The sequence below is a fragment of the Aidingimonas halophila genome, assembly GCF_900106955.1.
GTDB classification, from domain to species: Bacteria; Pseudomonadota; Gammaproteobacteria; order Pseudomonadales; family Halomonadaceae; genus Aidingimonas; species Aidingimonas halophila.
Genome location: NZ_FNNI01000002.1, coordinates 1 through 18,790, shown reverse-complemented (window position 1 = coordinate 18,790; position 18,790 = coordinate 1). Strand labels below are relative to the sequence as shown.

Sequence of the window (18,790 nt, the reverse complement as noted above, 5' to 3'; positions counted from 1 at the left end):
TCGAGTGATGGCAAGACAGTGGATTCAGGCCTGGTGCGTGGGCTTATGGCTAGTGGTGGGCATGATGGGCGTGTCGTCGGTATCGGCGGCGCCCACGGATGAGGCGGTTGCGGCCGCGATCCGGGAGCGGGTCGACACCCTTGACGACAAGGTGGAACTCGACCGAAAACTAGAGCAATTCTATGCGGCCAGGGAGTATCAGGCCGCCTGGCATGAGCAGTCCGACATCGATGCGCTGCTCGCGGAGATTGATGATCTGGCCAACGATGGTCTGCAGCCGCAGGATTACCACCCCGGACGCTGGTTGCCTGCCTATCGTGAGGCGTATCGGGATGGTGCCGATGCCGAAACGCGAGCCCGTTTCGACCTGGAGGTGACTCAAACGCTGCTTTCGGCGCTGGCGCATCTCCACCACGGCAAGCTCGATCCCCGTCGCATCGAGGAACACTGGGACATGGAACGCCCCGAACTCGACCTGTCCATGGCGCAAGCCTCCCATGCGGTGGATAGCGGCGAACTGTCAGCATTGTTCGAGCAAGTCCGTCCTGATCACCCCCCGTATCAGCATTTGCGCGAAGGACTGGCGCGTTACCGGTCGATTCAAGCCACGGGAGGCTGGCCGCGTCTGCCGATGCGTGACGAGTCACTACGTCCGGGCGATACGCATGACGACGTCCTTCTACTGAGAAAACGTCTGGCGGCACTGACTGATCCTGCCGAGCGACCGGCGGACGACGGCTACTACACGAATGTCGAGACACGGAGTACGGACATTCGCGCGTCAGCGGCTAATGACGAAGGACGTGGACCCCGCTACTACGACGATGAACTTGCGGAAGACGTCAAGGCATTCCAGCGCCGTCATCTGTTGGCCGACGATGGAGTGGTTGGCCCCAACACGCGAGTGCAATTCAATATCGGGGTGGAGACCCGCATCGACCAGATCCGCGTCAACCTGGAAAGAGCGCGATGGTTGCTGCATGGGTTGCCGGAGGCCTTCGTGCTGGTCGATATCGCAGGGTATGAAGTGCGCTATTACCGTCCGAATGGCGATGTGTGGGAATCCCGCATCGTGGTCGGCCAGCCCTATCGCAAGACACCGACCCTGCGGTCGTCGATAACCCACCTGACCTTCAACCCGACCTGGACGATACCGCCGACCATCTATCGTGAGGACATGCTGCCGAAGATCCGCGAGGATCTGTCGGTGCTCGAGGAGGAGAACCTCGATGTCATCGATGCCGACAATGGGGAGCGTCTCGACCCGGAATCGGTCGATTGGGAGCACCCGCCGAACCTGATGCTGCGCCAGCCGTCCGGTGCTCATAACCCGCTGGGACGGGTGGTGATCCGCTTCCCCAACGATCATGCGGTCTACCTGCACGATACCCCGAACCAGTCACTCTTCAATCAACCCCGCCGTGCGGCCAGTTCCGGCTGCATTCGTGTGGAGAACGTCACGGAGCTGGTTGGTTTATTGCTCGACGACGAGCGTCGCTGGGACAGGGAAGCGATCAACAGCATCATCGACAAGGGCGACACGCGCCATGTCTCCTTGAACGATCCCGTGCCGATCATTCTGCACTACTGGACGGTCAATGCAGACGAGAATGGCATGCTCTCCTTCAAACCCGATATCTACGAACGTGATCGGGACTTGCTGATGGCACTGGATACGCCGGCACTACAGACGCTGTGATCGTCATTGTCAGCCTCGCCGAAACGCCGATGTTGCGGTAGGGTATCGAAAATTCTGCATGAAGAGGCCGACATGAGCAGCCCCGACGAGTTGATCATCGAACCGCAATCCGGCAGGCCCGTCGATGCCTGTGTGATCCTGTTGCACGGCCTGGGGGCCGATGGCCATGATTTCGAGCCCCTGGTGCCGGCACTGAGCCTGCCATCGGATCTGGCGGTGCGCTTCATACTGCCTCATGCCCCCCGAATGCCGGTCACCGTGAATGGTGGCATGACCATGCCGGCCTGGTACGACATCCTCGAGGCCAATCTCGATCGCCGTGTCGACGAGCCGCAACTCGTGGCATCGGCCGACCGGGTCCACCGCCTGATCGATGCCGAGATCGATAAAGGGATCGAGAGCCGCCGGATCATCGTCGCCGGATTCTCCCAAGGGGGCGCAGTGGCCTATCATGCCGCACTCACCTATCACAGACCTCTGGGCGGGCTGCTGGCGCTGTCGACGTATTTCGCCACGGCCGATAGCATCGAACCCAGTGAGGCGAATCGGGATCTGGTGATCGAAGCCCACCACGGCACTTTCGATCCCGTAGTACCGGAATCCTTGGGGCAGCAGGGTGCGGAGCGCGCCAAGGCGATGGGGCACCCGGTCAATTACCGTCGCTACCCCATGCAGCACTCGCTGTGCCCGGAACAGATTCCGCATATCAGTGCCTGGATCACCGAACGGCTGACACGTGAATAAGACGATGGAGTGTCCTGATCCCATGTCGCAACAACCGGGAGCCCGCTTGAAGAGTCCGGCAACGCAGCGCAATCGTGAGCCGATCCTGGAGGTGTTGCGCGATTGCCTGCCTACGCAAGGCAAGGTGCTGGAAATTGCCAGTGGCAGTGGTGAGCATGCGCTGTATTTCGCCTGGGCACTGCCAGGTGTGATCTGGCAACCCACGGATTCCAGTCACGAGGCGCTGGCATCGATCGACGCCTGGCGGGCCACCGAGTCACTGGATAACCTGCTTGCCCCACAGCAACTCGATGTGGTCCGACGCCCCTGGCCGGTCGACGACTTCGACGCCATCGTCTGTATCAACATGGTGCATATCTCGCCGTGGGAGGCGACTGAAGCCTTGCTGGCGGAAGCGGGAGCACGCCTGCCTGCTGGTGGTGTACTCTATCTCTATGGGCCGTACAAGCGTGGCGGTCAACATACGGCATCCAGTAATGAGGCCTTCGATGCAGATCTTCGCTGGCGTAACCCCGAATGGGGCATTCGTGACCTGAATGATGTCGTGGAACTGGCCGAATACCATGGCATCGAACAGGTACGGGTCGTCGAGATGCCGGCCAACAATTTGAGTGTGGTATTGCAGCGACGCGTGTCGTGATGGCGTCGCCTGGAGCCACTGTTCAACAAGGAGTGAGTCATGCCTGATCTGTCCGAGGATTTTCGCCTGCCTGTGGGCTGTCGTAATTGTGGAAGCCATCATATGCGCGTCTCGGAGGTCCACAATCCGGATGACAGGGTGTTCTGCGCTTCATGCAATCGCTATGTCTGCTTGTACACCGAAGCCATGGAGATTCTGAACCAAGGTCCTGGCAGCGAGAGCGAAGCCTTGTTGGAAAAGGCCGCCCATCGCCACCCGTAACCAGCAGCGCCCGCCAGAGCGGGCGCTGTGAGTGGAGACCTCTGAGTGATTGGATCGTGTTAGAGTAGTTCCTCGGCGGCCAGCGCCAGACGTGAACGCTCCACACTCTGTAGCGTGATATGCCCTGCGTGCGGCCAGTCCCGGAAGCGTTCCACTACCGCTGCCATACCGCAGGTATTGGCCGTGAGATACGGTGTATCGATCTGCCCGACGTTGCCCAGGCAGACGATCTTGGTATTTCGCCCGGCGCGGCTGACCAATGCCTTGAGTTGCTTGGGCGTGAAGTTCTGTGCCTCGTCGATGATCAGGAAAGTGTCGTTCAGGGTCCGTCCCCGCATGAAGCCCGGTGAACGAATCTGAACCCGCGATCCGAGCAGTTGCCGTGTCGCGCCATCGTTCCAACTGCTCGACCCGTCGTGTTCGTCACGCAGCAGGTTGTCCATATTGTCGTGGAATGCCCCCATCCACGGTGACATCTTCTCCTCTTCGGTGCCGGGCAGGAAGCCGATATCCTCGCCCATGGGGATCGGTGCCCGGGTGAACACGATACGCTCGAACAGCTTGGTATCCAGCGTTTGCTGGAAGCCTGCAGCGAGTGTCATGAAGGTCTTGCCGGTACCGGCGTTGCCGGCGATGGTTACCAGGTCGATCTCCGGATCCATCAGCAGGTTGAGGGTGAAGTTCTGGCGACTGTCGTGAGCATGCACACCCCACACACCGGCATGATGCCGGTAATTGGTGAGCAGTTGCAGGCATGCGCTATGCGGACCGACCTCACGCACGACAGCCTCGAATTCCGCACCGTTCTCGCTGTCCGACACCAGCATGCCGACATGCCAGTCATCCGGCATATCGCCTTTGAGGTGATAGAAAGTGTGGTCGTCCTGGCGTTCGACCTTCACCTCGACATTCAGCGACGCCCAGAGTTCGGCGCCATGCTGGCCGGCCCGTGCATAGACCTTCGCTCCTTCGATCATGGCGTCGCGATCGGAGAAGACCCGGTCGTTGAGGTAATCCTCTACCGGCACTTTCAGCGCGGATGCCTTGACCCGCAGGTTGATGTCCTTGGTGACCAGGATCACCGAAGCATCGGGGCGTTCATCGCGCAGCCGGCAGGTTTCTGCGAGCAGCCGGTTGTCGGGGCTGTCCTCCATGTTGTCCAGCGGCAGCAGATCCTGATAGCACAGGAAGCGCAATCGACCCGTCGGACCAATGGAGCCGGGGATCGGGATGCCTTGCTGGATTTCGGCGAAAGTGACCTGACTGGTGAGGTCGGAGAGGGTGCGGCTGACCTGCCGGGCGGTGCGAGCGATTTCGCGAATGCCGTTCTTGTGTTTGTCGAGTTCCTCAAGGACCGTCATGGGTATGACGACATCATGTTCCTCGAATTGGTAGATGGCAGCGGGGTCGTGGATCAGGACATTGGTGTCCAGCACGTAAAGCCGTGTGGCTTTCTTGTCGAGTCGTACCATCGGCAAAGGCACTCCTTGGTTGATGGCAACCTCGACACTGGCAGCGTGATGTGACCAGCATGTGACATCGGCGCCAGCGTCGCTCTCCTGGCGTAGCTCGCGTCTGCTTTCCTCCTGTCCGGTTCAAGATTGATGGGTTCGCTTCATTTGTTCTTATGACAATAAGATGAACCGGAAATGCCATTCTTGCCAGTCTACCGTTTCCACGCTGGAGTCACTCGACCTGGACTCAATGGCTCCTTATCGTCGAATCACTGGAATTCGCTGGAAATGTAGGTGGCGAGATTGGCGATGTCCTCATCGGAGAGGTCTGCGGCATTGGGTATCATCAGGCCGGAATTCGATCCCACCTTTTCACCGTCGCGGTACTGCTCCAGGCGGGAGGCGATGTAATCCGAATCTCTGCCGGCGACCGAGGGGAAGCTCGCCATTCCCTTACCTTCGGGGCCATGGCACTGGGCACATGAGTCTGCATATAGCGCTTCGCCGGCAGCGGCATCGGGTTCCTCGGCATTCGCCGCACTCATCGTCAGGGCGGTGGTGACGGCAATAAGTAACTTCTTCATCGTGTCGTGATTCCGGTTAAGTTCAGACTGGAACCGCACCGCCCTAAGGCGGTGCAGTCCGAGGTGGAGCGTTACAGGATGGCGTGGGTTACTCCGGGATGATGCGGTAGATATTACCCTCGTCCACGGCCGCATACAGGTTACCATCGGGGCCCTGAACCAGCGAACGGAAGCGGGCGGGCCCCATGGGCACATGCATCTCTGCGACATCATTGACCGCTTCGCCAGTCTCATGAAGGTCGATCAGATTGATGCGTTGTCCCACTGCGGTGTCCCCGAAACCGATCCCCATGAAACCGATCGCCATACGGCCATCCCATCCTCTCCACTGCTCGCCGGTCAGGAAATCGGTACCGTTGATGCCCTGAGACAGTCCATTGTTTTGCCAGGCTGGCGTCATGGCGTTGGGATAGACGGTGGTGTCCGTCAACGGCATGTAGGCGGCCCGCTCCTTCGGGCTCATGCCCTCGTTCTGATTGGGCTCATAACCACAGTAGTTGTCCGGGCAATCGCCGCGTCCCGACATGTTCGGACGCGGATCCCAGCCGCTGTTGCCGCCATTGACCAGGGCATTGACCTCATCGGAATGCCAGGGGCCATGCTCGGTCACGATCGGCTGATTGGTTTCCGGGTGGAAGGTGAGGCCTTGAACGTTGCGGTGGCCATAGGTATAGATCCGCGGGTCGAATCCTGCCGGCGGGTCATTGTCCTCTGCCGCCTCGCCAGCGCGGTCGATACGTAGCACCTTGCCTCCCAACGAATCCGGGGATTGCGGCAGCTCACTGTTGTGGTTGTCGCCGGTGGGGACATAGAGATAGCCGTCTTCCGGCCCAAAACGGATGCGCCCGCCATTATGCGCGCCGGCATCGCCAAATGGGTGGTCGGTGGCTTCGGGTTTGAAGGGGATGTCGTCGACGATGTCGGTGCGGTCCGATACCTCGGTGAAATCCTCGTTCACCGTCAGCCGGAGCACGCGGTTAGTGATGGGCGATGACATGTTCGATGCCGAGTAGACGTAGACGTAGCGGTTGTCGTCGAAGTCGGGGTCGATCGCCACCCCGTTCATACCCGCTTGCCCAGAGCACATGAGGTCATCCGCGGTGCTGGCATAGCCGTCGGAATCTTCCATTCCCAGTAGATGGTTGACGTCGCCGTCAGCGTCCCGCACTGAGAGACCGAGGCACTTCTCGGTGAAGAACATGGTGCCGTCGGGCAGGAAGGCCATGTCCCAGGGGTCTTCTAGGCCAGATAGCAACGTCTCTTGGCTGAGGTCAGGAGTGTCGGTGCTAGAGAACGCTGCGGTCGACAACCCGGTGATCATGGCAAGAGTGACGATCCCATAGGCCGAGCGTGTAGCGAATCGTGGAGACATCTGAGCTTCTCCTTTCTTAATTGGAATTATCGTGAGAGCACTGGAGCGTACCTCTTTCAGGATAAGTCAGGACCACAGGCGGTCAACATCTTTTACCAACGGCCATCGACGGGTGGGTTCGTCGTACTGGCCGAAAGCTCATCACACCTCAATACACACTTCATCGCCCTTGAAGCTCACCTTCCAGGTGCGCAATTGCACCGACTCGTCTTCCAGGCACTGGCCGTCTTCAAGGCGAAAGTGCTGCTTGTAGATGGGCGAGGCCACCACGGGTTGACCCTTGAGGTCACCAACGATGCCGCGTGCAATCACGTTGGCCCTGGAGAAGGGATCGTGATGATCCACGGCGTAGAGTTCCTGGTCGTGGCCGGGCAGGTAGAACAGTGCCACCTGCGCGGGGCCATCGGATGTGTCGAGCCAGGCCGCGACGCCGGAAAAGGCGACCAGATCGGCCTTGGAGCAGATGGTTTGCCAGGTCATGGTGTCAGTCTCGGTCTTGAGGGCGGTTGCGGTCGTCATTGGTTGTTCCTCGGGACTATCTAGGATCGCTCATTCACGATGATCGCGGTGGCAACCACCCCTACGAACTCGCTAACCGAGCTGGCTGTAGGAGCGGCTTTAGCCGCGATCCCATCATGCGGGGCGCAGTTGGCCTCGTTCGCTCGTCATGATGATATCGGGATCCGGGCGCTCGTCATTGACGAAGCTACGGAAGCGCTTGAGCTTCTCCGGGTCGCTCAAGGCGTTGGCCCATTCACATTCATACGTATCGATGACGGTCTGCATCTGTTGTTCGAGTTCCTCGGCGATGCCCAGGCTGTCCTCGATGATGACTTCCTTCAGATAATCCAGCCCGCCTTCCAGGTTCTCGCGCCATACCGAGGTTCGCTGCAGGCGATCGGCGGTACGGATGTAGAACATCAGGAAACGGTCGATGTATTTGAACAGGGTTTCATCGTCCAGGTCGGTGGCGAACAGTTCGGCGTGGCGTGGACGCATGCCGCCATTGCCGCATACGTACAGGTTCCAGCCGTGTTCGGTGGCGATGACGCCGACATCCTTGCTCTGTGCTTCGGCGCATTCGCGGGTACAGCCGGAGACCGCGAACTTGAGCTTGTGCGGTGAACGCAGCCCCTTGTAACGGTGCTCGATTTGCTGTGACATGCCGACACTGTCCTGCACACCATAACGGCACCAGGTGTTGCCGACGCACGACTTCACGGTACGCGTGGCCTTGCCGTAGGCATGACCGGTCTCGAAGCCGGCATCGATCAGCGCCTGCCAGATATCAGGCAGGTCATGGAGCTGAGCACCGAACAGGTCGACACGCTGGCCACCGGTGATCTTGGTATAGAGTTGATACTTCTTGGCTACCTCGCCGAGCACGATCAGCTTGTCGGGGGTGATTTCGCCGCCGGGGACGCGCGGTACAACGGAGTAGGTGCCGTTCTTCTGCATGTTGGCCATGAAGGTGTCGTTGGTGTCCTGCAGGGGCACATGCGCGGCATCGGTGATCGGCTCGTTGAAGCAGGAGGCCAGGATCGAGGCCACGGCGGGCTTGCAGATGTCGCAACCCAGGCCTTGGCCGTGCTTTTCCAGCAGTTCGCTGAAGGTCTTGATGCCCTCGACCTGCACGATGGAGTAGAGCTCCTGGCGCGTATAGGCGAAGTGCTCGCAGATCGACTGGTCGACTTCGACGCCGCGGGCTTCCAGCTCATGGTCGACGACACTCTTCAGCAGTGCCGCACAGCCCCCGCAGCCGGTGCTGGCCTTGGTCTCCGCCTTGACGGCGCCGAGGTCGGTTGCGCCGGCGTCGAGGGTGTCGCACACCGCACCCTTGGTGACGTTGTGGCATGAACAGATGGTCGCCGTGTCGGGCAGGGCATCGGGACCCAGCGTCGGGGCGCCTTCGCTCGACGGCAGGATCAGCGAGGCCGGGTCGTCAGGCAGTTCCAAACCGTTGCTGTAATACTGCATCAAGGTGTCGTAATAGCTGTTATCGCCGACCAGCATGGCACCCACCAGCTTCTTGCCATCGCTGGAGACAACGAGCTTGCGGTACTCCTGTTTGATTTCATCCAGGTAGCGGTACATCCGCGCCCCGGGAGTGCGGTCGCCATGCGCATCGCCGATCGCGCCGACATCGACACCGAGCAGCTTGAGCTTGGTGCTCATGTCGGCGCCCTGGAAGCGTTCGCTACCGTTGGTCAAGGTATCCGCCGCGGCCTTGGCCATCTGATAACCGGGGCCGACGAGACCGAAGATGCTGTCGTTCCACAATGCCACTTCGCCCACCGCGAGAATGGCCGGATCACTGGTCAGGCAGTGATCGTCGATCACCACGCCGCCACGCTCGCCCATTTCCAGGGCGCAATCGCGGGCCAGTTCGTCGCGCGGACGAATCCCGGCGGAGAACACGATCAGGTCGGTCTCCAGCACCTTGTCGTCCTGGAACACCATGCGGTGGTAGCTGGCCTCGCCATCCTCGATGCGCTGGGTGGCGCGGTCGGTCAAGGCCTGTACCCCCAGAGCCTCGATCTTCTCACGCAGCAACTCGCCGCCTTCGCTGTCGACCTGCATCGGCATCAGACGCGGGGCGAACTCCACGACGGCGGTATCGAGATCGAGTCCTTTCAGGGCATTGGCGGCTTCCAGGCCGAGCAGCCCGCCGCCGACCACGACACCCGTATTGGCATTCCTGCCCGCTTCGCGAATCGCATCCAGGTCGTCGAGCGTGCGGTAGACCAGGCAGTTGGGGCGGTCGCCGCCTTGAATCGGGGGCACGAACGGATAGGAGCCGGTCGCCAGTACCAGCTGGTCGTAAGGGTAGCGCCCCAGGGGCGTCACGATCTCGCTGTTGTCGCGATCGATGGCGGTGACGGCTTCGTCGAGTCGCAGTGCAATGTCATTTTCTGCGTAATAGTCCGAGGTGCTCAGTGCCAATGACTGCGCATCGCGGCCGGCGAAGTATTCGGACAGGTGGACGCGATCGTAGGCCAGGTGACGCTCCTCGCCGAAGACGGTGATGTCGTAGCGCGTCGTGGCATCACGTTCGACCAGCTGCTCGACCAGATGGTGGCCGACCATGCCGTTGCCGATGATGATGAGTCGTTGTTTGTCGGTGGAAGTCATGCGGCCTCCTGATAGGCAGGGGTATCGTGTTCATCGTGCGATGCCGCCAGTAGCGGGGTAGCATCGGCAGGGCCGAACAGCAGCGCCTGACGGCAATTGCCGAGGTCGCGTTCGGCCATGGACTGTTCGAAGTACCAGGGGCCGGCGGTGGTATCGCCATACAGCACGGCTCCCTCAAGGCGGTTGTCGCGCAGTAGCAGTCGGCGGTAATCGCCCTGCTGGGGATCGTGGTAAGTCAGCACATCGTGATCGTCACTGGCCTCGATGGGGCCGAAGGCGTAGAGCGAGACGCCACTGACCTTGAGCTTGGTGGCGGTGGGGGTATCGACGTAGCCTTCGGTGTCCTCTTGGGCCAGCCGGGCGGCCAGGACATCCACCTGGTGCCAGATCGGATCGACCAGACCATAGGTCTGGCCCTGGAATTCGCAGCACTCGCCGAGGGCATGAATCGCCGGATCGGAGGTGGTCAGATAGTCATCGACGACGATGGCACGGCGGGTTGCCAGGCCGGCCGCCTGTCCCAGTTCTGAATTGGGCGTGATGCCGGCGGCGATGACGACACAGCAGGCGGGCAGGAAACGGTCGTCTTCCAGGCGGCAGCCGTTGACATGGCCGTCACCATCGGCCGTCAGTTCGGCCAGTCGACTGCCGGTCACGATGGACAGGCCACGTTTGATCAGTTCCGTCTCGAGCAGGTGCGCGGCGGTGGTATCGAGCTGTCGATTCATCAGGCGTTCGCTGCGCTGGACGACACTGACCGACATGCCGCGCTTGCGCAGCCCTTCGGCGGCTTCGAGACCGAGCAGGCCGCCGCCAATCACTACCGCCGGATCGCCGGAGGCTACGGTCTCGGTCAGTTGGATCAGCGACTGGGCGTCGTCCAGATCACGGAAGCCGAGAACACCATTGGCATCAAGGCCTGCGATCGGTGGCATGGTCGGGCGGGAGCCGGTAGCCAGAACAAGCCGATCATAAGTCAGTTCCCGCCCCGTATCGGTGGTGAGCCGTTGTGTCTCGCGGTCGATGGTCTCGACGCGTTCGCCGAGAACCAGCTTGACGCCATGCTCGTGGTACCAGTCGGTGTTCCGGAGTGTCAGGGCCTCTCGGTCCATCTCGCCGGCGAGCCAGGGAGAGAGCAGAATCCGGTTGTAGGCGTGCGCCTGTTCCTCGCCGATCACCGTGATGTGCTTGGGTCGGCCGGGTTTGGCTAACAAGGCTTCCAGTAGTCGCTGTCCCGCCATGCCGTTGCCGACGATGACGAGATGATCTTTCCGGGATGTGGTTTGAGAGGTCATGATGCCTCCTTCGGTGAATCCCATAAAAAAAGACGTCCCTGCATGCCCGCCTGTGATCAAGGGGCATGAAGAGACGTCTTCGTCACACTCGTTCGTTGGCAGTCGCCTTTGACTACCTGGCGGTCGCGCCGCCTTGAATTTTGGCGTCGTCACATCATGGACGACGGAATCTATCTGTCATTATTCAAGAACCCGGCCAGGATGCCGGAAATAAAGACAATTCGATTTACTATCAGGGTGTTATGTCCATACGGAGGGATTGGCGTGGCGGTAGATACCGCCACGTCGTGCACGCTACTGGTGCGCCAGATGGTCGTAATGCACGGGGCTGTAACATTCGGCGAGGGTATCGTGATCCAGTCGCCGTCCGTTACTGCGCATATGCTGATCGATATACTCGGCGACATGCGCCATGGCTGTCGGGTCGGGGCGCAGGAGGTCGGGTCCGGCTAACCGTTGCCGGATGGGGGGCTCATCCAGGGCGAAGTGCGCTAGATGGGACACCGAGCGATCCAGGTAAGGGGGAAGGGCAAGCCATTCGAGTGCACGGTCACTGTGTGCGGGATCGCTCGCCAACCAGTTGCTTGCCTGGAGCAGTGCACGCATGACCCGTGTCAGTGTGGCGGGATAGCGGTGCACCCATGAGCGAGTCACCCCCAATACCTTCTCGGCATGATCGGGCCACAATTGCGCGCTGGTGGCAACGAGCCGCCCGACTCCTTCGGCTTCGGCCAGCGATCCCCAGGGCTCGCCGACGCAGAAACCGTCGATGGTACCATCACGCATGGCATCGACCACTTGTGGGGGCGGCATGGCGATCACATCGACGTCTCGATCGGGACGGATATGACCGAGATCCAGCCAATGGCTGAGTTGGTAGTGATGACAGGAGTAGGGGTAGACCATGGCCAGCCGGGGGCGGGCCGCCTGGTGATGCTTCCGGAGATAATCGCCCAGGGCGCGGGCACTGGCAGCAGGGTCATCCGTCAGTGCGGCCTTGGCCGCATCGGCTAGCGCTTCCGACAGTACGATGGTATTGCCGTTACGGCTAAGCAGCATCGGCGCCAGCATGTCGCACGGGGCGCGGCCGAGCCCCAGACTCATCGCCAACGGCAAGGGGGCGAGCATGTGTGCACCGTCGAGCAGGCCCGCGGCGACTTTGTCGCGTAGCGTTGCCCAGGCATTCTGGCGCAGCAGCGTCACCTCGATGCCTTCCTCGGCGAAGAAGCCGCCCTCGCGCGCGACGACCGGCAAGGCACAATCGAGCAGGGGAACGAAGCCGAGTTGCAGCCGATCCAGTTCGGCCTTGGGTATATCGTTCATGAACCTTTCTCCAGACCTTCAAGAATATCGATGACGCTATTGGCTACCTGGGCAATCCGTTGCCCCCGGTCCATGGCGATCTTGCGCAGCATGCGATAGGCCTCCTCTTCATCGCAGCCTTGATGCTTCATCAACAGCCCCTTGGCACGTTCGATACGTTTGCGTTCGGCGAGTTGATTGCGCGCCTTGTCGAGTTCCTGGCGCATTGACTGGAAGGCCTCGAAGCGAGTGATCGCGACATCGATGATGGTCTTGACGCGGCTTTGCACCAGTCCATCGACCACATAGGCACTGACTCCGGCCTTGAGTGCCGCCTGCATGGTGTCGGGGTCGTGTTCATCGGCGAAGAACACCACGGGCTTGGGGTTTTCTCGGTTGAGTTGCGACATGCTTTCCAGGGTGTCGCGGTCGGGCGATTCCATGTCGATGATCACGACATCGGGCTGGTGGCGCCGGACCATGTCGTTGAGACTGGCAGGACTGGTCAAGTGGCAGATCACCTGGTGTCCTTCACTGGCCAGGGCTTCCTCGACCATCGCGGCGCGCACGACTTCATCGTCGACCAACAGAACTTTCAGTGCTGAAGCTGCAGGCATGGGCGTTGGCTCACTCATCGAAACTGGCGCACGGTAATTGTATCCGTACCATGCAAGGCATGTTCCACTCTGGTGCCATGAGTGAATAAATGCCCTAAAAGAGGGCGATTGGCACGCTGTTGTCACTGCGTTAACAGACCAAGATCGCGATCTGGGTTGCGTCAAACGGGTGCTTGTTCCGGGCGTTTTGCCATTCTCTGGTGCAGAACGTGCCATCGATCGACCTCGACGGCTGTTGTGCCTCAATAGACGTCGGGACTTAACTCTCTCTTTTACCGTATTTCCGGCGCCATTTTCCGGTGGAATGGCATGTCTATTGCTTCTTGTAGGCAAGAAAGTGAGTGGGGCGACATGATACCGCCCTCGGGTCAGCGACGATCCGCCACGAATTCATCTGCATATCAGGCAATGACGTCCAGTGTCGGTACTCTTCCGGGTACCGGTCTGGGCGTTTTTTGTTCTTGGAGGGCCCAATGCATCAGCCCACGGACAAGCCGGCGCCCACGTCCGGACAACGAATATGTACCACCTGCCCCTATTGCGGAGTCGGGTGCGGTGTGGAGGTGATCCATGATGGCGACATGGTGACCTCGGTGCAGGGCGATCGCGACCATCCCGCCAACTTCGGGCGTCTCTGCGTCAAGGGCTCGGCCCTGCACGAGACGCTCGGCCATCATGGGCGATTGACCCGGCCTCGGGTTGACGGTCGTGAGGTGGACTGGGACACGGCACTCGACAGCGTCGCCAGCCGTCTGGCCGCCACCCGTACCGAGCATGGCGATGCCGCCGTGGCTGCGTATCTCTCCGGTCAGTTATTGACCGAGGACTATTATGTCGCCAACAAGCTGTTCAAGGGCTTTCTCGGGACGCCGCATCTGGATACCAATTCGCGACTCTGCATGGCGTCCGCCGTCGCCGCCTACAAACGGGCATTCGGGGCCGATGCCGTGCCATGCAGTTATGAAGATATCGAAGAGGCCGAACTGGTCGTGCTGGTCGGCTCGAACCTGGCCTGGAACCATCCGGTGCTTTACCAGCGCTTGAAAGCAGCCAAGCAGCGTAATCCCTTGCTGCGGGTCGTGGTGATCGATCCGCGTGTGACCGATACCTGCGAGATCGCCGATCTCTATCTGGGGCTCAAGCCAGGCAGTGATGCCCGCTTGTTCAATGGATTGCTGGCCTGGATGGCCGACAAGCAGCGTCTCGATACCATCTACCTGGAAAAGCATACCGCAGGGTTGGACGAAGCCCTGGCGGCCGCACGCGAAGACGATCCCCGTATCGAGGCGATTGCCGCCGATTGTGATCTCGATAGCGAAGCCCTTGAAACCTTCTTCTACTGGTTCGCCAGCCAGTTGCACGTCGTCACGCTCTACTCGCAGGGGATCAACCAGTCCACCAGTGGCACCGACAAGTGCAATGCCATCATCAATTGCCACCTGGCCGGCGGCAAGCTCGGATTGCCCGGTGCCGGGCCGTTCTCGATCACCGGCCAGCCCAATGCCATGGGCGGTCGTGAAGTCGGCGGCCTGGCCAACCAGTTGGCGGCCCACATGGATTATCACACCCCTGGTGCCATCGAGCGAGTGACCCGCTTCTGGACCACCGGCGATCTGACGCCGCGGCTCCCGAACAGTCCCGGTTACAAGGCGGTGGAACTGTTCAATGCCGTGGAGCGCGGCGAGATCCAGGCGGTGTGGATCATGGCGACCAACCCGGCGGTCAGCCTGCCCGACGCCAATCGAGTGCGGGCAGCGCTTGCCAAATGCCCGTTGGTGATCGTCTCCGACTGCATGGCCGATACCGATCTGATGGACTATGCCGATATCGTCTTGCCGGCGACGTCCTGGTCCGAGAAGGATGGCACCGTCACCAACTCAGAGCGACGCATCTCTCGTCAACGCGGCATGCTGCCACCACCCGGCGAGGCGCGCCATGACTGGTGGATCATGGTCGAGGTGGCGAAACGATTGGGCTTCGATGCCGCCTTCGCGTACACGCATCCCGGTGAGATATTCGATGAACACGCCCGGCTATCCGGTTTCGAGAATACGGGTGAAGGATCCCGGTTGTTCGATATCTCGGGACTGGCAGGCATGGACCGGGCCGCTTACGATGCGCTGACGCCGATCCAGTGGCCGGTCAATCGTGCCGCACCGTTCGGTACAGAGCGCTTGTTCGAGGATGGCCACTTCGCGACACCGACGGGGCACGCCGCATTGGTGCCCGTGCGTCCCCGAGCCCCTGAACAGGCCCTGAGTGCGGCACGCCCACTGCGCCTCAATACCGGACGTGTCCGCGACCAGTGGCACACCATGACGCGGACCGCCCGCGCACCGCGACTGATGAATCATCGTGCCGAGCCCTTCATCGAAGTGAGTCCCGCCGATGCCGCAGCGCTGGGAGTAAGCGATCAGCAACTGGCGTGCCTGACCAGCCGGACAGGGGAGTATTGCGGACGCATACGTCTCTCCAAGGGCCAGCGTCGCGGCGAGGTGTTCATTCCCATTCACTGGACCGACCGTTTCAGCATGGCTGCCCGTACCGGCGGACTGCTGGAGGCCCACATCGATTCCCTGTCCGGGCAGCCGGAAGCCAAGCATGGGGCGGTGTCGCTGGCGCCACTGTCGGTCGGCTGGGAAGCCACGTTGCTGGTGGCGGAATCACTGAGGTGTGACACCGACTGGCAGGAGGGCAACCGCTACTGGACCCGTATCCCGTTGGGGCATTGCCAGCGGTTGCAGTTGGCCGGTGGTGAGCCAGGCGAACGCCGTGACTGGCTGGCCTGGGTGGAGGAACTCCTGCCGGTGTCTCCCTCGCTGTGGTGCGACGATCCCGCCAGCGGTCGACTGCGTGCTGCCGGTATCGAGGACGGCCGGTTGTGTTGGTGGTTGATGGTGGCGCCGCCCTGTGAATTACCCGGCATGAACTGGCTGGATGACCGCTTTGCCGACGCGCAAGCCGGTGAGCGGCTCGATGACAATCAGCGTCGCCGCCTGCTGGCCGGTTGCGAATCGGGGGAAGCCGATAATGGTCCGCTGGTGTGTAGCTGCCATCAGGTCGGCCAGAAGGCCATCGTCGAGGCCATTCGCGAAGGTGATGCCAGCGTCGAGGCGCTGGGGGCCCGGCTGGCGTGCGGTACCCAGTGCGGCTCCTGCGTTCCTGAATTGAAATCCCTGATTGAAGAGGAGAGCACTCATGCGCACTCTGCAACGACACCTGAAACGGAAGTGGCCTGAGTTCCTCGCTCGCATGAGCCAGGGAGTCTCGCGCTATCTCGACGGTCTGTCTCAAGCGACCGGCCGTGATTCGCCGCTGCCGGCGCGACTGTGCGGTGACTGCCGACCTGGTATGGTCTATCTGGTCGGGGCGGGCAGTGGCGATGTCGAACTGTTGACGCTCAAGGCGGTACGACTGCTGCAACAGGCCGATGCCATCGTCTACGATCGCCTCATCGGCGATGACGTCCTGTCACTGATTCCTGCCGGCACCGAGCGCTATTACGTGGGCAAGGCGAGCGGCCATCATAGCGTTCCTCAGGCCGAGATCGGCGCGCGTCTGGTCAAGCTCGCCCGTGAGGGCAAGTCGGTCGTTCGTCTCAAAGGCGGCGATCCCGGTGTGTTCGGTCGCATGGGCGAGGAACTTGCCGCCTTGGGTGAAACCAACATTCCCGCCCAAATCGTTCCCGGTATTACTGCTGCCTCAGCGGCCGGCGCCGAGGTGGGGATCCCCCTGACTGATCGTGGCCATGCCCAGCAATTGCGTTTCGTCACTGCCCAGCTCTGTCGTGAAGGCGGCGAACCGGATTGGCACTCGCTCGCGCGTACCGATGAAACCCTGGTGTTCTACATGGGGCTGTCCAAGGTCGCTGCCATCTGTGGCGGATTGCGTCGTGCCGGGCTCCCGAATGACTGGCCGATCATGCTGGTCGCCAACGCCAGCCTGCCCGATCGGCAGGCATTAGTGGGAACGCTGGACGACATGCCCGGCAAGCTGGCGGCTCAGCCGCTACCGTCTCCCTGCCTGATCATCGTCGGCAGTGTGGTGAGCATGGCCGAGACCAGCCCGGCATCGTGCCTCGAAGATGCGCAGGCAACGTTGCATCAGCGCTGAACACGGTATACGGAATCTGCCGGTATCGGCATGGCATGACCGCGACTTTGTAAGAAATCGCCGACAATACGTGTAAGCCATCTCAGTCGAACCGTGTCAGGCCGGTTTTCTCAGGGACTCACTTGTCGTAGCGTAACGGCCGCGCCTGACGACAAGGATAGTTTCATGGCCCAGACCGGTCTGCAGTTTACACTCGAGGGGGCCGGCGTCCCCGACGATGAGTTAGCCGTCGTTGCCTTCACCCATACCGAGCAGCTGTCGCACCCCTTCACGCTCGAGGTCACGGCCGCCGGCCGCGATGGCGACCTCGCGCCCGCGGCCTTCCTCGACCGCGAGATGACCCTGACGCTCTGGCAGCAGGGCGAGCCGTTGCGCCGGATCGCGGGCATCGTCAGCGAATTCGGGGTCGGCGATCGCGGCCATCACCATACGTTCTATTCCCTGACCCTGCGACCCGCCCTGTGGCGACTGTCGTTGCGCCACAACTCGCGTATCTTCCAGCACGTTTCGCCGCTGACCATCATCCACACCCTGTGCGAGGAGCGCGGTCTCCGCGATGTCGCTTTCGCCGTCACCCGCGAGCCCGAAGAGCGCGAATACTGCGTGCAGTACCGCGAGACCGATCTCGCCTTCATCGAACGCCTGGCCGCCGAGGAAGGGCTGTGCTACTTCCACGCGTTCGACGACCGCGGCCACCGGCTGGTATTCACCGACGCCCCACAGCAGATGCCCACCCTGGGGGCGCTGCCCTACCAGGCCCGGGTCGGCGGCACCGCCCCCGAACGGCATGTGCGCCGGCTCCGGCAGGTCTCGCGGGTGCGCCCCGCCTCGGTCACGCTCAAGGATTACAGCTTCAAGCAGCCCGACTACGCCCAGTTGCATGAACGCGTGGGCAGCGAGCTCGAGGCTCAGGGACAGCGGACCGACTACGAACACTACGACTATCCCGGTCGCTACAAGGCCGACGCCTCGGGCCGGCCCTTCACCCGGGGGCGTCTCGAGCATCTGCGGCGTGACGCCGTCACCGCCGAGGCCGACAGCGACCTGCCCGAACTCGCCCCCGGCCGGCGCTTCAGCCTGACCGATCACGACCTCGCCGAGCTCAACCGCGACTGGCAGGTCGTGAGTGTCGTGCATCACGGCGAACAGCCTCAAGCGCTGGAAGAGGACGCCGTCGGCAGCGACGGCATGACCCGCTACCATAACGAGGTCGTGCTGACGCCCGGTGACGCCGCCTGGCGGCCCGAACCCGATCCCAAGCCGAGAGTCGACGGCCCCCAGGTCGCCTTCGTGGTCGGCCCCGAGGGCGAAGACATCCACTGCGACGACCACGGGCGGGTCAAGGTCCAGTTCCCCTGGGATCGTTATGCCGCCCCCGACGACACGGCGAGTGCATGGCTCAGAGTGAGTCAGGGCTGGGCCGGCGGCGGCTATGGCAGCATCGCCCTGCCGCGCATCGGCCACGAAGTGATCGTCTCCTTTCTGGAGGGCGACCCGGACCAGCCGCTGATCACCGGGCGCACCTACCACGCGGTGAACACGCCGCCCTATGCGCTGCCCGAGCACAAGACCCGCAC

Annotated in this window: 15 protein-coding genes; 7 read left to right on the top strand and 8 right to left on the bottom strand. The window is 61.6% G+C overall.

From position 1 onward, the window contains the following. Positions 1 to 7 precede the first annotated feature (7 nt). The 4 genes from BLW01_RS03430 (at position 8) to BLW01_RS03415 (ending at position 3,344) form a co-directional block, all read left to right on the top strand. Positions 8 to 1,699 (top strand): L,D-transpeptidase family protein, encoded by a 1,692-nt coding sequence (locus tag BLW01_RS03430; RefSeq protein ID WP_092568124.1) that lies wholly within the window; start codon positions 8 to 10, stop codon positions 1,697 to 1,699. Positions 1,700 to 1,771: 72 nt separating this feature from the next. Further along, positions 1,772 to 2,443, top strand: a complete 672-nt coding sequence (locus BLW01_RS03425) for an alpha/beta hydrolase (protein WP_092568123.1) — start codon at positions 1,772 to 1,774, stop codon at positions 2,441 to 2,443. 22 nt (positions 2,444 to 2,465) lie between these two features. Further along, positions 2,466 to 3,083, top strand: a complete 618-nt coding sequence (locus BLW01_RS03420) for a DUF938 domain-containing protein (RefSeq protein WP_092568122.1) — start codon at positions 2,466 to 2,468, stop codon at positions 3,081 to 3,083. A gap of 39 nt (positions 3,084 to 3,122) precedes the next feature. Next, positions 3,123 to 3,344, top strand: coding sequence for a hypothetical protein (locus BLW01_RS03415; RefSeq protein ID WP_092568121.1), 222 nt, complete (start codon positions 3,123 to 3,125; stop codon positions 3,342 to 3,344). A gap of 59 nt (positions 3,345 to 3,403) precedes the next feature. Here the strand turns inward: BLW01_RS03415 and BLW01_RS03410 are convergent, their stop codons facing one another. The 8 genes from BLW01_RS03410 to BLW01_RS03375 all read right to left on the bottom strand — a co-directional run bounded on the left by BLW01_RS03410 (position 3,404) and on the right by BLW01_RS03375 (position 13,100). After that, on the bottom strand, positions 3,404 to 4,816 hold the full coding sequence (locus tag BLW01_RS03410) for a PhoH family protein (RefSeq protein WP_092568120.1): 1,413 nt from the start codon (positions 4,814 to 4,816) through the stop codon (positions 3,404 to 3,406). Positions 4,817 to 5,067: 251 nt separating this feature from the next. Beyond that, a complete protein-coding gene (locus BLW01_RS03405; protein ID WP_092568119.1) occupies positions 5,068 to 5,382 on the bottom strand; it encodes a c-type cytochrome in 315 nt (104 codons plus the stop codon). A gap of 88 nt (positions 5,383 to 5,470) precedes the next feature. Continuing rightward, positions 5,471 to 6,754, bottom strand: coding sequence for a PQQ-dependent sugar dehydrogenase (locus tag BLW01_RS03400; protein ID WP_092568118.1), 1,284 nt, complete (start codon positions 6,752 to 6,754; stop codon positions 5,471 to 5,473). A gap of 141 nt (positions 6,755 to 6,895) precedes the next feature. Then, positions 6,896 to 7,273 carry a nitrite reductase small subunit NirD gene (nirD, locus tag BLW01_RS03395; RefSeq protein ID WP_092568117.1) on the bottom strand — a complete coding sequence of 126 codons (378 nt, stop codon included), beginning with the start codon at positions 7,271 to 7,273 and terminating at the stop codon, positions 6,896 to 6,898. Between the two features lie 114 nt (positions 7,274 to 7,387). Then, positions 7,388 to 9,886 carry a nitrite reductase large subunit NirB gene (nirB, locus tag BLW01_RS03390; protein ID WP_092568116.1) on the bottom strand — a complete coding sequence of 833 codons (2,499 nt, stop codon included), beginning with the start codon at positions 9,884 to 9,886 and terminating at the stop codon, positions 7,388 to 7,390. Beyond that, entirely contained in the window at positions 9,883 to 11,181 is a 1,299-nt protein-coding gene (locus BLW01_RS03385; RefSeq protein ID WP_092568557.1) for an NAD(P)/FAD-dependent oxidoreductase, read from the bottom strand. Before BLW01_RS03385 ends, nirB begins: the two co-directional genes overlap by 4 nt. A 294-nt stretch (positions 11,182 to 11,475) precedes the next feature. Beyond that, positions 11,476 to 12,504 carry a CmpA/NrtA family ABC transporter substrate-binding protein gene (locus BLW01_RS03380; RefSeq protein WP_092568115.1) on the bottom strand — a complete coding sequence of 343 codons (1,029 nt, stop codon included), beginning with the start codon at positions 12,502 to 12,504 and terminating at the stop codon, positions 11,476 to 11,478. After that, a complete protein-coding gene (locus BLW01_RS03375; RefSeq protein WP_092568114.1) occupies positions 12,501 to 13,100 on the bottom strand; it encodes an ANTAR domain-containing response regulator in 600 nt (199 codons plus the stop codon). Before BLW01_RS03375 ends, BLW01_RS03380 begins: the two co-directional genes overlap by 4 nt. Before the next feature lie 473 nt (positions 13,101 to 13,573). On the opposite strand from BLW01_RS03375, the gene BLW01_RS03370 reads away from it, so the two are divergent. The 3 genes from BLW01_RS03370 to tssI form a co-directional block, all read left to right on the top strand. Further along, entirely contained in the window at positions 13,574 to 16,339 is a 2,766-nt protein-coding gene (locus tag BLW01_RS03370) for a nitrate reductase (RefSeq protein WP_092568113.1), read from the top strand. Beyond that, positions 16,299 to 17,213 carry a uroporphyrinogen-III C-methyltransferase gene (cobA, locus tag BLW01_RS03365; protein WP_092568112.1) on the top strand — a complete coding sequence of 305 codons (915 nt, stop codon included), beginning with the start codon at positions 16,299 to 16,301 and terminating at the stop codon, positions 17,211 to 17,213. The genes BLW01_RS03370 and cobA overlap by 41 nt, the downstream gene beginning before the upstream one ends. Before the next feature lie 165 nt (positions 17,214 to 17,378). Next, positions 17,379 to 18,790, top strand: a 1,412-nt coding sequence (tssI, locus tag BLW01_RS03360) for a type VI secretion system tip protein TssI/VgrG (protein ID WP_092568111.1), incomplete at its 3' end; no start/stop codon positions are given.